Here is a 15,892-nt window from a genome sequence, read left to right on the forward strand (position 1 = left end):
AACAGGACCATATCGCTCCTCAATCAGTTCCATCGGGCAACACGATGGATGCAGGAACAGGGCACTTTCTCCAGACCGTGCCGGATGACAGGACGAAAGCGAAAGGCGTCGCGCACCATGACAAAAACCACTGATCTCCTGATCATTGGCGCAGGGCCGGCCGGTTACACCGCCGCCATCTACGCGGCCCGCGCGAATCTCAAGCCCGTTCTTGTCGCCGGCATGCAGCCCGGCGGCCAGTTGATGATCACCACCGAGGTGGAAAATTATCCCGGCTTCGCGACCGCCATTCAGGGACCGTGGCTGATGGAACAGATGGCGGCGCAGGCCGAGCATGTCGGGACGCAGATTGTCCACGATCTTGTTACTGAAGTTGATTTCAGAAACGGCTCGCCTTTCCGCATCACGCTCGATGGTGGCGACGTCTATCTCGCCCGCAGCGTCATCATTGCGACCGGCGCGCAGGCGAAGTGGCTCGGGCTGCCTTCTGAAAAGGCTCTTCAAGGCGCCGGTGTTTCCGCCTGCGCCACCTGCGACGGCTTCTTCTTCCGCGGCAAAAAGGTCGCGGTCATCGGTGGCGGCAACACGGCGGTCGAGGAAGCGCTCTACCTCACGCACCACGCGTCCCACGTTACGCTGATCCATCGGCGCGACTCGCTACGCGCCGAGAAAATTCTTCAGGACCGCCTGGAGGCCAATCCGAAAGTGTCCGTTATCTGGAATTCGGTCGTGAGCGAGATCCTCAGCACGGGCAATCCGGCGACGGTCGAGGGCGTGAAACTGCTCAACACTCTGAACGAAACCATGAGCACGCTGGAAGTCGAAGGCGTATTCATCGCCATTGGACATTCTCCGAACACCGCTCTCTTCCACGACCAGCTGATGCTGGATGCGGAAGGCTATGTCGTAACGGAACCGGGCACGACCCGCACGTCTGTGCCGGGCGTCTTTGCGGCGGGCGATGTGCAGGACAAGATCTACCGTCAGGCCGTCACAGCGGCTGGGACAGGTTGCATGGCCGCTCTTGACGCCGAAAGGCATCTGGGCGGACTCGTTTCGGAATCAGGACAGAATACTTGACCATCTGAAGGATTTCCTTCACCAAAAACCATGTAGGCACATCAGATCAGACGATGTGCCTCAAACCAGACAAGGGAGATCGGGGTGGACTGGGACAAACTCAGGATATTCCATGCGGTTGCGGAAGCCGGGTCGTTTACCCATGCGGGTGACGTGCTCAACCTCAGCCAGTCTGCCGTTTCACGTCAGATTTCAGCACTGGAGGAGGTTCTCCAGGTACCACTTTTTCACCGTCACGCCCGTGGTCTTATCCTGACCGAGCAGGGTGAGACGCTGAATCACACTGTCAGGGAAGTCTTCTCCAAACTGGAGATGACCCAGACACTTCTGACAGAAAGCAAGGAGAAGGCCGCAGGACGCCTTCGCGTCACCACGACCACCGGCTTTGGAAGCTGCTGGCTGATGCCGCGCCTTCATCGCTTCATGACGCATAACCCGGATATTTCCATCACGCTGATCCTTGAGGACAATGACCTCGATCTGGGCATGCGTGAAGCCGATGTCGCCGTCAGAATGCACGCGCCGCGCCAGCCGGACCTCATCCAGAGACACCTTGCGGACTTCCCGCTCTCTGTCTTCGCCTCTCCGCGCTATATTGAGCAGTTTGGCCAGCCCACCTCGCTTGAAGACCTTTCCAGTCACAACCTCGTGGCGTTCGGCGGCTATCACCCGCCGGTTCCGCATGTGAACTGGCTGCTGGAAGCCGGGCTGCCGGAAGGCGCGCGGCGCACGGCCCGACTGGAAGTCAACAGCATGGTCGCCATGGCGGATGCCATCTCCGCCGGTCTCGGCATCGGGTCGGTTCCGGGCTACGCCGTCGCGGAATATCCGGACCTGATCAAGGTGCTTCCCAATGTCGATTCCCCCAAGGTAGAGGCTTTCTTTGTCTACCCGGAAGAATTACGCAGTTCGAAGCGTGTCGCCGTCTTCCGCGACTTCCTGACCAGCGAACTGGGGTTGCGTTCCTGAACGCCGCTTCCAGTTTCTGAGGTTTTTCAGGCGGGTATTGTCATGATACCCGCCTTTTCTGTCTTAAACGCCGGTATCAGGGCTCTTCAAAGACCGTAATGGCGCCCGCGAGCAGACCCACCAGCCCCAGACAGATGGCAATGGTTTCTCCGGCCGGGGCATAATGCGGGGCGCCATAAGACACAGCGACACACATGACCCAGCCGACAAGACAGACAATCAGCATGGACATGGCACGGAAACCTTCCTGAATTGCGTGGAAACTCGAGGCATTTATTTGTTCGCAAGTCGATTGATGAAGTCGTGTAATCCACCATCAATCGCCCGCTTGAAAGCGGCAAGGGTTTCATCCCCGACATAATGCTCAATACCCTCGGCATCGACCACCACACTGTCCTCACTCACGCCAAGCGCCCGCAGAAACGCTTCGACGATCCGGTGCCGGCTCCTCGCCTCTTCCGCAATTTTCTGCCCTGCTCCGGTGAGGAAAACGCCGCGATACGGTTTTTGCACAACGAAACCATCCGCCACGAGCCGCGCCAGCATCTTGGCGACGGTCGGCTGCGACACTCCCAGACGCGCCGCAATATCGACCTGTCTGGCCTCCCGCGATTCCTCCAGAAGGTCGGAAATCAGTTCCACATAGTCTTCTACCAGAACCTTGCGCCGCGCTTCCCGATTGGCCCGGAAGCTCTCTGACTGCGCGGTCGGATCCGGCAAGGAAGGCAGTGTTTTCTGTATGCGTGGCGACTTCAAGATCACGACTTTCCCGGATGATTATTCCGGATGGAATAGATCATTCCTCATGTGTGATCCAGCTTTCCCTGACCCATAATATAGCATATTGCATATATCTTAGTCATTTGTTTTAATAATAGAGAAAGCATCATTCAGGTGTAACTGTTACCGCACTGGCGCGCCCTGTTCCTGACCGTTCAGAGTGATCGGGTCCGCTCTTTCCCAGCCCATAATATAGCATTTGCTATATTGAATTGCAGAGACGTTACCGATGACACAACGCAAGATGACTTTGAGATCAGCCCTGATCTGCAGCATCGTCTCAATCGCCCCACGGAGCGCCATTGCCAACATCGCAAGCAGTCTACCCTTCCCCGACACCAAAAAGGCTTCGGAGCACTCTCTGCCAACCTTGCAAAAGCTCCCTTCACGACATTCAACCACTCCTCCTCAAACGGGAAAAGCTGTCGCCATCTCAGAACAGATCCATGTCATGGGCCACATGGATCAGGCCCGGGGACGTATTTTCCCGGCACTGGGGGCAGTCTCCTACGGCATCGATCAGCAGCAGATTCAGGCGACCCCACAGGGACAGAACGCGACCTTCAGCCAGATCATGCTGCGCCTGCCGGGCGTGGTGCAGGACAGTTATGGCGAGGTTCATGTCCGTGGCGAGCATGGCGGCCTGACCTACCGCGTGAATGGCGTGCTCCTCCCGGAAGGGCTCAACGGCTTTGGTCAGGAACTCGACACCCGCATCATCCAGTCCATGAATCTGCTGACCGGCACCCTCCCCGCCCAGTTCGGCTTCCGCACCGCCGGCATTGTCGACGTCAACACGAAAAGTGGCTCCCAGCTCAAGCATAATCAGTTTTCGCTTTATGGCGGCAGCTACCAGACCTTCGCTCCGTCTCTCCAGCTTGGCGGACACAAGGGAAATTTCGAGTATTTCACGACTGTTTCCTACAATCGCAACGCCATCGGCATCGAAAACCCGACCGGATCTTTCCGCCCGGCGCATGATCTGACCGAGCAGGAAAAAGCGTTCGGTTATTTTTCATGGCATCCCGACGATGCAAACCGCCTGTCGCTCCTGACCAGCGCTTCTTACAGTGATTTTGAGATACCCAATACGCCGGGACTGCCACAGCTTTACGCGATTGCTGGCACCGATATCCAGACACCCTCCGTGCAGTCCCGCTTTCTCAGGGACAGCCAGACAGAGCAGAACTATTACGCCGTCGTTTCCTGGCAGCACACTCAGGATGAGCTGAATTTTCAGGCATCACCGTTTTTCCGCTACGGACGCATTGATTATACGCCCGACCCGATCCGGGATCTGGTGTTTCAGGGCGTCTCTGAGCATGAGGTCAATGACTTTACAACAGGCGGCATGCAGTTCGATCTGTCATGGAATATCGCGAAGCATCATACGCTGCGGACTGGCTTTCTCGGGCAATATACTTCCGAACGGCTTGATACGAATTCGCTGGTCTTTCCGACCGGAAGCGAAGGGCCGCAGTTATCGGCAACGCCACAACGGGTGATCGACAACAGCGGCAACTGGTCTGTCGAAGCGGGCGCCTATCTTCAGGATGAATACAAGATCACCCGCTCTCTGACATTCAATTATGGCATCCGCTATGACCGGTTCGCATCCTCGTTCGACACCGAGGGACAACTGAGCCCGCGCGCCAATCTCGTCTGGAAGCCTTTCAGGAACACGACTTTTCACATCGGTTACTCACGCTATTTCGCGCCGCCGTCGCCGCAATACATCTATCCTTCGACACTCACCCGTTTCGCCGGGACGACCAATGCACCGGCATCCCCTGCCGGAGACGCCACGAAAGCTGAGAAATCGCATTACGTCGATATTGGTATTCTTCAGCGTATTACACCAGAATTCCAGATCACCGTGGATGCGTTTTCCAAATGGGCGCATGACATGACCGATCTCGGCCAGTTCGGTCGCGCCGTCATTCTGGCGCCGTTCAGCTATCGCCGCGGCCATATTTACGGCACAGAGCTCGGCCTGTCCTGGCGCAAGGGCCACTGGTCAGTATTCGGCAATTTCTCATTCGTGAAAACTGGCGCCCATGACATCAACTCGGCGCAGTATCAGTTTTCCCAGGAAGAGCTGGACTATATCCGGCACCATGACATCCAGCTGGACCATCAGGGAAAATACACCGCCAGCAGCGGTGCGTCATGGAGCAACACGCATCATCTGATCTATGTCGATTTCATCTACGGCAACGGCTTGCGCAGCGGCTTCGCCAATATCGACAAGGAACCGCAATACGCCATCTTCAACATCGGCTATCAATACACGATTACCCCAGTTCCTCTCGGCCATGCTGTCAGGCTGCGTGCCGATGTGGTCAATCTTTTTGACAGGAAATACCAGCTGAGGGACGGCAGCGGTGTCGGCGTATATCAGGCCCAGTATGGACAGAGACGAGGTGTCTATTTTGCAGCAGTCGCCGATTTTTGACGGGGCTTCTCATCGCACCATCTGGCCGATTCAGGAATAAAATTCGGGAAGTTGATCCATTCCGGAACAGCCTGCACGACATAATTTACATGGATTTAACTCACTGACCCTAAAATTCTTAATTCAATGGCGCTGATTGCGCTGCGATAGTGTTTTCAAAAGGGTGGTTAACGGGCACGTCCTGCTCATGTTGTCTGCGCAAATCAGCGCAACATTCCAAAATATCCTGCGTCGTCAACTGCATTGAGCTTCAGGCGGGCTGGTCTTTTTTCTGCTTTCGCCCCAACGGCCTTCCCTTCCTGAACCACGGACGGTCCGGGTTGACGCCGAAAGCCAATACGGGATATCGCGACGCCCTCCGTATAACCGGAGGCGCCTGGATAATCTGACTTCAGAGGCTTGCCCGTTACAGATACTTAACCAGTTATGCCTCATACAGCCCGACCAGGCACCAAAAGGGATAGACATTGCTATGAAAGAGCAATCCGTTCGTATTCCTGACAGCGATCCGGTAGAACAGAATATCAGGTTTCTCTGGTCGGCAATCGACGAAGTGTTGATCGTCGCCATCACGGATATCAATGGTGTCATTACGCACGTCAATGAGCGTTTTTGCCAGATCAGCGGATACACCAAGCATGAACTGCTCGGCCATACTCACAGGATCCTGAACTCCGGCTATCACAGCCAGACTTTTTTCCGAAACCTGTACGCGACGATCAGTTCAGGGAAAATCTGGAGAGGAAAGATCTGCAACCGGGCCAAGGATGGCTCGCTTTACTGGGTTGCAACCACAATCATCCCCCGCAAGGATGAACGGGGAAAGATCGTTTCCTACATCGCTTACCGCTTCGACGTCACGCCACTGATCGAAGCCCGGAACAGGATGAAGCATCTCGCGCGGCAGGACCCTCTGGTCGATGCGCTGAATCGCATCGGTTTCTCTGAAGGGCTGTCCGATACGCTTGAAAAAATCATGCTGTCCGATGACACGCGCCTGATGGTTCGCATTGATCTTGATGGCTTCAAGGAGGTCAACGATATCTACGGTCATGATGCCGGCGATATCGTGCTGATTGAAGTCGCCCTGAGACTCAGGAGCTTTGCCGGACCTGATGCAATCGTTGGTCGCCTTGGTGGGGATGAATTCGCCATCATCATGGATCATCCTTTTCCGCTCACCTCCGTGGATCACCACCTCGAGCACCTTCTCCGCCATCTTGAAGCCCCGGTGACCTTTGAGGAAACCTGCGTCTCGGTATCGGCCAGCATTGGTTACACAATCCTCGACGCCACGGCTGCATCCGGCCAGACATTCTTGAAAGATGCTGACATTGCCTTACTTCAGGCAAAGCAGAGAGGAGGACAAAGTGTTGTCGCTTTCACGCCGGCCATGGGCACCAAGGTCAAGAACCATCAGTTGCTGATGAGTCAGATTCATCTCGCTGTCGAGCGGGGCGAACTGGAAATGTACTATCAACCGCTCATCAACCTGTCTGTTGGTCAGGTCACTGCCTGCGAGGCGCTTCTGCGCTGGCATCACCCTGAACTCGGCCTTCTGACTCCGGCTTCATTCCCGGAAATCTTCGGTGATTTCCGTACCGGGCTGGCAATCGGCAGATTTGTCCGGCAGTCCGTCATCAGGGATCTCGGCGCATGGATCAGGACAGGTGAATACAACGGCAAAGTCACGCTGAATGTCAGCATGGCTGATTTCGGGACGGATGGCCTCACCCAGGAGTTCTGTGATCTGACAGCGACGGCGGGCGTCCCACGCGAAAAAGTCCAGATAGAAATTACTGAAACCATCTTTCTTGGCGCCACGCGATCAGACCGCGTCAGACGAGAAATATTCAGACTTGCAAGGCATGGTTTCAAAATTGCCTTCGATGATTTCGGCACTGGCTACGCCGCGATCAGCCATCTGCGCGAACTGCCGCTCACCCATATCAAGATCGATCGAAGCTTCATTGCCAATATCGGCCAGAACACACGTGATCTGAAGATCACATCCGGCCTGATCCGTCTGGCGCGCAGTATTGATATGGCGATCATCGCCGAAGGGGTGGAGACCGTCGATCAGTTACGTATTCTGAACGATCTGGGTTGCACCGCCTGTCAGGGCTACCTTTTCGCAACCCCGGTTCCTGTAACCGCCGTGCCTGATGCTGTAAAACACGCCTGCATGATCCTGAATGATTTCAGGAAATCAGCCCACGGCAGTTTTCCATCCGGGTCCGCCTGAGTCTTTCTGACCCTGCAGCCAGCCACTGTCTTCTGGCCGCAGGGTCCATCTTGCGGAAACATCCCTCTCAGTCTTCACTCATCAAGAAGAGGTTACGCCTCCACCGGCGACAGGAGTGGCCTGTCTGCTGCCATTGCAGCGACGTTATCCAGCGCCAGCATCCCCATCTCCGTACGGGTCTCCACCGTGGCGCTTCCCACATGCGGCGTCATGAACAGGTTGGGCAGTTCCAGTAACCGGGGATCAGGGTTCGGTTCATTTCGACAGACATCGAGCCCGGCTCCGGCGAGTTGACCGCTGCGAAGCGCTTCAATCAGGGCGTCTTCATTCACAAGACGCCCTCGCGCGGCATTCACGAAAATTGCTCCCCTGGGCAGTCGGGACAGGAAAGCCTGATCGACCATGCCATCCGTGTCGTCGCTGCCAGGAAGATGCAGGCTGATGATCTGGCAGCGCGGCAGCATGTCTTCGAGACTCTCCACCCATGTCGCGCCATGTTCCAGTTCGGAAGCCAGACGCCGCCTGTTATTATACAGAACGGTCATGCCGAAGCCTCGCGCCCTGCGGGCGACAGCCTGCCCAATACGTCCCATACCGACAATGCCGAGCGTCTTGTTGCTGATCCGCATCCCCAGCATTTCATCCATAGCAAGGTCACGTCCCCAGCCTTTGCGAACCAGTGCCGTATATTCGGCAGCACGCCGGGCGGCGGCCAGAATAAGCAGCAAAGCAAGATCAGCGTTACATTCGGTCAGCACATCGGGTGTGTTGGAGACGGCAATGCCCCGTGAGCGAATGGCTTTCACATCCAGATGGTCGAGGCCCACGCTGACGGTCGCAACCAGACGCACTGAAGAAGGGATCCTGCTGACATCATCCCCCTTGATCGCCGCGTGATGCGTCACCAGCAGGGCTTCGGCCTGCGTCTCCTCCGCCTGCCTGAAGAGAGCCGCCGTATTCAGCGGCTCCGGTGGCGGAGAGGGAGCATCGAACTCCCGTGCAATCCGCGCTTCCACAGCTTCAGGCAGGCGAACGCTGCGTACGATACGGGTGCGCGAGAGGGACATGACAAACTCCATCGGCTATGTGGCGTGCGTTGATCAGGTCGGGATCATGAAGCGAGAAAGAGGAACACGGCAAGAGGCTGTCAGTTTCGTGATGAATGCCCAGCCAGCCACAGGAAGGCGCTCCCGATCGGCAGCAGTTTTCATGCAACAAGGATCAGGTGGCCACATTCTCAGGCTGGATGTCATGCCGGCAACTCACCTCGCAGAGCGTCCGGGAGCTGACTTTTGAAGAGGAGGACAGGCGCAGAAATATGCCGCTGTCCTCCGGCCAGTCTCTCTTTTTCCGGGGACGAAACCAGACATGTCCTGCACACGTGGAACTCTCCGGGCGAATGAGGGTAGTCTGAAAACAATGGATCAGAGCGTTTCCACCACCCCGGAACGGGTAAAGGCCCCTTGCATGAAACAGGAAGAAGGATCGGCATGAACGACCAGATCGAACTGACGCCGGAACTGATGCTGGGAGCATACTCCGTTGGGCTGTTCCCGATGGGAAGCAGCGAAGATCCAGACAGGCTCGACTGGTATGATCCTGATCCGCGCGGCGTCATGCCATTATACGGCTTTCACCTTCCCAAACGCCTGTGTCGGACTGCCCTGAGCGAGCGTTTCACCGTGACGACCGACCGTGATTTCGAAGGAGTCATGCGGGCCTGCGCCGCCCCTGCGCCGGGGCGCGAAACGACATGGATCAGTGAAACGATTCTCAGCCTGTTCTGCCGTCTGCATGACATGGGTTACGGCCACAGCATCGAGGCATGGCGTGACGGCGAAATGGTCGGCGGCCTGTACGGTGTGGCTTTGGGAAGCGCTTTTTTTGGTGAAAGCATGTTCAGCCGGGAGACGGATGCATCCAAGGTGGCGCTGGTGCATCTGGTCGCCCGCCTCCGGCTCTGGGGCTATGATCTGCTGGATACCCAGTTCGGCACGACACATCTCTCGCAGTTCGGCGGCATCGAGATTGATGCCGCCGACTACAAAAATCGTCTACGTGAGGCCACACGCTCCGAACAGCGCTGGACACCCCTTTCTGCAACAGAAATTGCCGCAGAAATCCGACAGATACGTGAAGAGACCCGCCTTGCAGGTGGTTGACTGAGCGATGCAGATAGGGTGCTCTCGACGAGAATGTCATGGAATGAGGACTGTTCGACGTATGCGACAGGTCACCGGGAAGTCTGATGCAAGGAACAAAGCCGGGTTGTGGGGGCAGTGTCTCGCAGTGGGACTGCTGGCGGCCCTGATCCAGGGGACAGCCCATGCAGCGGAGGGAGATCACCCGCCTCTCACCCCGCTGAAAGACGCCGTCATCACCTACAGCGTGCAGCCGGATGGTGCGCCTCAGCCGCAGCAGGTCAAGGTGTGGTTCACCGCCGAGGGGGCGAGAATGCGCATCGACGCTCCTGACGGCTCGGCATCCACCATTCTCAATCGTACCGCCCAGACGGTGACGATCCTGCTACACAAACAGCGTGTCTTCACCCAGCTCGAGCAGCGCGGCAGCGTGCGAAATCCGTTCCTGCTGGATGTGTCCATGCAGTTCACGCGGCATGGCACCCGCACAATTGCCGGGATTCCCTGCACGGAATGGAGCATTGCCTCCGGACATGGTGACGCGACCGCCTGCGTGACGACTGATGGCCTGATACTGGCCGAAAACGGTGTGGATGCCGATGGCGCCAAAGGGCATCTGTCCGCAGAATCCGTTTCCTATGAAACCATTCCGGCTTCCGACTTTGCTCCCCCGTCCGACTATCAGGAGGTCCATCATCATCGTGTCGCGGGCCAGAATGGCGCAGCCACCCTTTCTACCGGCCCGGTAACGGGATCTTCCCCAGCCGGCGACGCTGTCGCGACCCCGGCTCCGGCCTCATCCAGCGAGCCGGATTCCGGACATCCCTGAGACAGCAGCCATGAAAAAACGGACATTTCGGCGTGCTTCGCTCCTGTTGCTGGCGCTCCCTCTGACCACGCTGTTTTCCGCCTGTGAAATCCGTGTAGAGGATGCAGTCGCAGCCACCAGCGGACCTTATGTCACGCCCTCCGTGGATGTGGCCGTGCATTACGAAATGATATCGCCACAAAGTCCGGCACCCGTGCATCAGGACATGCACTGGCAGGTCGCGTCCCTGCGGCAGCGGATCGATCCTGAAAACGCCACTGTCTATATGGTGACATCCTGGCGTGACCACACCCTGAACGTCGTGGATACGCTCGGACACCGGCGGAGCGTCATGCCTGCTCCCGGAGCAGTGCTCACGCCACCGGGTCAGATCGCACCCGGATCATTCAAAAAACTTGGAACAGACATGGTCAGTGGCCAGTTCTGCACGATCTGGCGCACGACCGATCAGGACGGGCATGAAAGCGACGCCTGTTACACTGAGGATGGCATTCTTCTTCAGGTGAAGCAGCAGGGGCGCATTCTGGTCAGGGCGCTCTCCGTTGAACGGGTTCCTCAACCGGATACTCTTTTCGCCATTCCGGAGACTTATTCGGTGGTCGCTCCAGCCCGCTGAATGGAAGGAAACGGTGACGGCACGCGCTCAGCCGCTCGTCCCTTTCTGTGCTCAGGCTTCCCTTTCGGCAGGTCGCGTATTCTGCGGGCTGGTGAACCGACATACAGGCCATCCGGGTCCGTGCTTGTCGATACCAGCGTCCCCGCCCCGATCACACAGCCCTGCCGGATTGTGACGCCCGGCAGGATGGTGACATTCACCCCGATCCAGCAACCGTCTTCAATGACCACATCGCCGAGTAAAGCCTCCATAGTGCAGCGCTGCTTGCTCGGGCCGATTTGATGGGTGGCGGTCACAACCGAGAAAAACTGTCCGATGCGCACATTCTCGCCGATGATCAGTCTTGCCGCCCCATCAAAAAAGAACCCGACGTTGATGAAGCTTTCCTTGCCCATGACAAGACTGGAAGAGCGCAGACGGCAACCCGACCAGATGCAGGCTGAAGGGTCAAGATTTGCGCCAAGCACATTCAGCAAACGAGTCCGCACAAAGGCAGGAATCAGTTCACTGCCAACAGTTGCAAGGCAGACCCTGCGAGCATAACGTGTAAGGATATTATCAAAAAAGGCCATTGGCCCCTCACTGTTTAATATCACCGACAAAACAGGTAATCACCCGCCATTCTATTCCCTGAAACGAATTACACAAAAAAACAACAAAAAACAATTTCATAATTCATGACTTATTTTAAAAAATAATACTGTTTATAATTTTAGACTGAGTTACTTCTGTTTTTCGTTTCATTTTACCGTTTATTACACACCATCAAATATATCCACTCAATCAATTTTAAAAATATCGATTTCCTTCTTTTATACCCTACCCATAGATACAACCCGACTTTTCAAAGCCTATGGCCACGGCTACAGAAGGTTTTTGCTTATCAGCACAACGATACCATTGAGTAGAATGATCAGAAACGTCAGGTCTTTCGCACATGGGCCACGCATGGTCGCGCACAGGATGCCCACTCTGAATTCGACACGCTTCCCCGAAGAACTGCTGCGAAACCAGGCATCATGATCTGGAGAAGATGACAGTGAATCTGTGCGCTGTCTTTATCCGTCGTCCTGTCGCAACCACTCTTCTGGCTCTGGCGATGGTGTTTGCCGGGGTACTGTCTTACCGCGTCATGCCGGTCGCCGATCTTCCGGACATTTCCGTTCCCGTCATCTATGTCATCGCCAGCCAGCAGGGCAGCTCCCCTCAGCAGATGGCCAGCGCCGTGACGACCCCTCTGGAACGTCGCCTCGGAAGCATTGCCGGACTGACCCAGATGACCTCCGACACCACGGACCGATCATCCTTCATCCTGCTGTTCTTCGACGACCATCGAAATGTAGATGGCGCCGCCCGTGATGTCCAGGCCGCTCTTCAGGCGGCTCGACAGGACATGCCGAACACACTGATCGATACGCCGCAATATTACAAGGCCAATCCTTCCGACAATCCGATCATGGTCGCCGTGCTGACATCTGACACGCGGCCTCTCACTGAACTCCGCGACCTCTCGGAAACAAGACTGCTTCCGCAACTGGCTGGCATTCACGGCGTCGGATGGGTGCAGCCTGAAGGCGCCGCCAAACCCGCCGTGCGCGTCGAGATGAACCCCTATCTGCTCTACCATTACGGTATCGGGTTCGAGGATATCCGCTCCGCTCTCGCGTCCGCCAACGCCAACACGCCCAAGGGCTTTCTGGATATCGGCACGCAGCGCCTGATGCTGACCACAAACGATCAGGCCCGGAAAGCCGAACAATATCGTGACCTCATCGTCGGCTACCGCAATGAGCGTCCCGTCCGCCTGTCCAGCGTGGCGACAGTACGTGACGGTCCGCAGAATGAACGCGAGGCAGCGTGGTTCAATGGCAAGCCAGCCGTGATGGCGATCATCCGGCCGCAGCCCGGCGCAAATGTCATTGAAGTCACCGACGCCATCCGTGCACACGCCCCCAAAATTCAGAGCGTACTTCCCGGAGATGTCAAACTTACCCTGGTCAATGACATGTCCCGGTCAATCCGTGCAGCGCTCACAGACACCCAGCTCACCCTGCTGATTTCAGTCGTTCTGGTCGTGCTCGTGGTGCTCGCATTTCTTCGTTCCTGGCGCTCAACCCTGATACCGGCGGTCACAGTGCCGGTGTCACTGGCGGGCTCCCTGGCAGCGATGCACCAACTGCATTTCTCGCTGGACACGCTTTCCCTCATGGCCCTGACCATCGCCACGGGATTTGTGGTGGATGATGCGATTGTTGTTGTCGAAAATATCGCCCGTCATATGGAAGACGGCATGGATCGCATGGAAGCGTCCCTGCTTGGCTCACGGGAAATCGGCTTTACCGTGGTGTCGATCACCATCTCGCTGATCGCGGTCTTTCTGCCCCTGCTCCTGCTCTCGGGAATTGCGGGTAAAATCTTTTTCGAATTTGCCATGACGCTGACAACCGCTGTGGCCATTTCGCTCTTTCTGTCCCTCTCGCTGACACCGATGATGTGCGCGTATCTGCTTGAAGTTCACCATGGGGAAACACCAGCCGGGAACACTGGGTGGTCACGCCGGATGCACCATCTGTTTGATGGTGTTGAAGTCATCCTGAACAGCCTGCTGCATTTCTACATGCGGTCGCTGGATGTCGCCCTTCGTCATCGCTGGCTGGTGCTGGCCTCCCTGCCGGTCAGTCTGGTCATCACTGTCGCCGTTGTTGTTTTCATGCCGAAAACAATCCTGCCCCCGGAAGACATCGCTCTCGTTTCCGCCTATCTGAGCACGGATCAGACAAGTTCGTTTCAGGCCGTATCCGACAAGACCCGCCGCGTCGCCAACACGATGATGCATGATCCGCAAGTGACATCCGTTGTGGCATTTACAGGTGATGACGCGGCGAATGAAGCGTCGGCCTTTGCCTCGCTCACGGACAAATCCACACGACCCGACACACCGGAAGCCATAGCCAAACGAATACAGTCAAAGGTGGCGAACATTGCCGGTCTGGACGCGCATATTTCCAACTCAGGCGATGTGAATGGTGGAGGCTCCCGCCAGCAGACAGGAAACTACACCTATGTTTTCCGAAGCGAAGCCGTCGATGACCTGACAACATGGGTTCCACGTCTCAGTGAAGCCCTGCGCCACAGCAGCATCATCTCCGACGTCAACACCAATATCCACAACAACGGCGCATCGTTGCATGTAGACATTCGCCGTGACGTCGCCGCACGTTATCTTGTGACACCCCAGTTGATCGGGAACGCCCTGTTCGACGCTTTCGGCCAGCGCACGGCATCGAATATTTCCACATCGCTGACGACCTATTACGTCGTGATGGAAGCCGCCCAAGTCTATCGGGAAAATCCAGAAATGCTGAAAACGCTCTGGGTTTCGACGGCTGGCGGGACAGCTGGCGGTGGAACCGTCTCGAACTCGATCCGTGTACCCCGTTCAACAGATTCCAGAGAAGCAGCCTTAAATCGTCTGTCTTTCCGCAACCAGATTGCCAACCGTCTGGCCGGGGGCGCCGGGGCGTCCAACGGTTCAGCGGTGTCGTCATCGGCCGAAACCATGGTGCCGCTGATCTCGGTGGCTGACCTCGTTACGCGCCCTACTTCCCTCCAGGTCAGTCATGAAGACAACTTTGTCTCCGGCTCAATCTCGTTCAATCTTCCTTCCGGCAAAGGGCTTACGGATGCTGAAGCGGAAATAAAGCGGGTAGGTGAAGCCATCCACATGCCCGACACCATTCGCGGGAGTTTTACAGGGCGCGCAGGCGATTTCAAGAAAGCGCTGGTCAATGAAGTTCTGGTGTTTTTGGCCGCTCTCGTCACCATGTATGTCACTCTGGGAATACTGTATGAAAGCTACATACATCCTCTGACCATCCTCTCCACACTGCCGTCCGCTGCCGTTGGGGCTGTGGTTGCGTTGTGGCTGTCGGGGCAGTCCTTTTCTCTGATCGCCATGATCGGGGTGATCCTGCTGGTGGGCATCGTCAAGAAAAACGCAATCCTGATGATCGATTTTGCGCTCCATGCAGAGCGGCAGCAGAATATGCAACCTTCCGAGGCCATACGCGCGGCTTGTCTGACACGCTTTCGTCCCATCCTGATGACCACACTGGCGGCGGCACTTGGAGCCCTTCCTCTTATTCTGGGAAATGGTTACGGAGCCGAGTTACGCCGCCCACTTGGAATTGCCGTCGTCGGCGGCCTTGCAATGAGTCAGCTACTCACTCTTTATTCAACGCCAGCGGTCTACCTGTTGATGATCACAACGGGACAGTGGTTGCGGACCAGAGGGCGCCGACTACGAAAAAAGCTCCGAAAACACGCATAAAATAACGCATTAACGAGACATCTTTGCGCAAAACCACTATAAATCCTGCATGTGAGAGGTTTTCAATTACAAGAGAATGTCCAAATGAGGTTTTTCAGGAAAACCCGATAAGTGTCACCATTGCTTTCAAAACAACGGTCTTCAGTTTTTCATCAGCAGGTCATTGCAAAACAAGGTACCGCGAAAGGCAGTCAGACCGAGAAAATCACGATTTGATACATTTTCGAAAAGCCATTTTCATACCACAAATAATGACAAGCCATTCCATATGTTTCCTGCATGCGGCACTGAATCGTCAGCATTTCACGTTACTGGCACGCTCACAGTTTATTACGAAACAGTCACATTCAGGATAGTATTGCTTTTCTGACCGACATGCTAGATTTTCAGGCATCGACTGTATTTATGGATATCTATGGTCGATATTGCATAGTTTTAACAGACGTT

Annotated in this window: 12 protein-coding genes; 8 read left to right on the forward strand and 4 right to left on the reverse strand. The window is 56.1% G+C overall.

The genetic code is table 11. The features are described 5' to 3' along the window. Nucleotides 1–117 precede the first annotated feature (117 nt). The gene (trxB, locus tag A0U92_RS11930) at nucleotides 118–1,080 is read left to right on the forward strand and encodes a thioredoxin-disulfide reductase (protein ID WP_077813421.1); all 963 of its coding nucleotides are present in this window, start codon (nucleotides 118–120) and stop codon (nucleotides 1,078–1,080) included. Nucleotides 1,081–1,164: 84 nt separating this feature from the next. Then, a complete protein-coding gene (locus A0U92_RS11935; RefSeq protein WP_077813422.1) occupies nucleotides 1,165–2,049 on the forward strand; it encodes a LysR family transcriptional regulator in 885 nt (294 codons plus the stop codon). Nucleotides 2,050–2,125: 76 nt separating this feature from the next. Here the strand turns inward: A0U92_RS11935 and A0U92_RS17815 are convergent, their stop codons facing one another. Next, entirely contained in the window at nucleotides 2,126–2,281 is a 156-nt protein-coding gene (locus tag A0U92_RS17815; protein ID WP_187668760.1) for a hypothetical protein, read from the reverse strand. A gap of 41 nt (nucleotides 2,282–2,322) precedes the next feature. Next, entirely contained in the window at nucleotides 2,323–2,805 is a 483-nt protein-coding gene (gene mntR, locus A0U92_RS11940; RefSeq protein WP_077814418.1) for a manganese-binding transcriptional regulator MntR, read from the reverse strand. Nucleotides 2,806–3,073: 268 nt separating this feature from the next. Here mntR and A0U92_RS11945 point away from each other — a divergent pair, with 268 nt between their 5' ends. Together A0U92_RS11945 and A0U92_RS11950 are read left to right on the forward strand one after the other, a co-directional pair. Continuing rightward, nucleotides 3,074–5,284 (forward strand): TonB-dependent receptor, encoded by a 2,211-nt coding sequence (locus tag A0U92_RS11945; protein WP_236748120.1) that lies wholly within the window; start codon nucleotides 3,074–3,076, stop codon nucleotides 5,282–5,284. A 472-nt stretch (nucleotides 5,285–5,756) separates the two neighbouring features. Continuing rightward, a complete protein-coding gene (locus tag A0U92_RS11950) occupies nucleotides 5,757–7,529 on the forward strand; it encodes a putative bifunctional diguanylate cyclase/phosphodiesterase (protein ID WP_077813424.1) in 1,773 nt (590 codons plus the stop codon). 92 nt (nucleotides 7,530–7,621) lie between these two features. On the opposite strand, the gene A0U92_RS11955 is transcribed toward A0U92_RS11950, so the two are convergent. Next, nucleotides 7,622–8,596 carry a 2-hydroxyacid dehydrogenase gene (locus A0U92_RS11955; protein WP_077814419.1) on the reverse strand — a complete coding sequence of 325 codons (975 nt, stop codon included), beginning with the start codon at nucleotides 8,594–8,596 and terminating at the stop codon, nucleotides 7,622–7,624. A 423-nt stretch (nucleotides 8,597–9,019) separates the two neighbouring features. On the opposite strand from A0U92_RS11955, the gene aat reads away from it, so the two are divergent. The 3 genes from aat (at nucleotide 9,020) to A0U92_RS11975 (ending at nucleotide 11,115) form a co-directional block, all read left to right on the forward strand. Then, nucleotides 9,020–9,691 (forward strand): leucyl/phenylalanyl-tRNA--protein transferase, encoded by a 672-nt coding sequence (gene aat / locus A0U92_RS11965; protein ID WP_077813426.1) that lies wholly within the window; start codon nucleotides 9,020–9,022, stop codon nucleotides 9,689–9,691. A 61-nt stretch (nucleotides 9,692–9,752) separates the two neighbouring features. Continuing rightward, on the forward strand, nucleotides 9,753–10,499 hold the full coding sequence (locus tag A0U92_RS11970) for a DUF4412 domain-containing protein (RefSeq protein ID WP_077813427.1): 747 nt from the start codon (nucleotides 9,753–9,755) through the stop codon (nucleotides 10,497–10,499). A gap of 10 nt (nucleotides 10,500–10,509) precedes the next feature. Further along, complete coding sequence (locus tag A0U92_RS11975; RefSeq protein WP_077813428.1) at nucleotides 10,510–11,115, forward strand: hypothetical protein; 606 nt, start codon at nucleotides 10,510–10,512, stop codon at nucleotides 11,113–11,115. Here the strand turns inward: A0U92_RS11975 and A0U92_RS11980 are convergent. After that, nucleotides 11,088–11,687: an acyltransferase gene (locus A0U92_RS11980; protein ID WP_077813429.1), complete on the reverse strand. Its 600-nt coding sequence runs from the start codon at nucleotides 11,685–11,687 to the stop codon at nucleotides 11,088–11,090. The two genes, A0U92_RS11975 and A0U92_RS11980, sit on opposite strands and share 28 nt — an antisense overlap. A gap of 467 nt (nucleotides 11,688–12,154) precedes the next feature. On the opposite strand from A0U92_RS11980, the gene A0U92_RS11985 reads away from it, so the two are divergent. Beyond that, on the forward strand, nucleotides 12,155–15,445 hold the full coding sequence (locus A0U92_RS11985; RefSeq protein ID WP_077814420.1) for an efflux RND transporter permease subunit: 3,291 nt from the start codon (nucleotides 12,155–12,157) through the stop codon (nucleotides 15,443–15,445). Nucleotides 15,446–15,892 lie beyond the last annotated feature (447 nt).

Source organism: Acetobacter aceti, from assembly GCF_002005445.1.
Taxonomy (GTDB): domain Bacteria; phylum Pseudomonadota; class Alphaproteobacteria; order Acetobacterales; family Acetobacteraceae; genus Acetobacter; species Acetobacter aceti_B.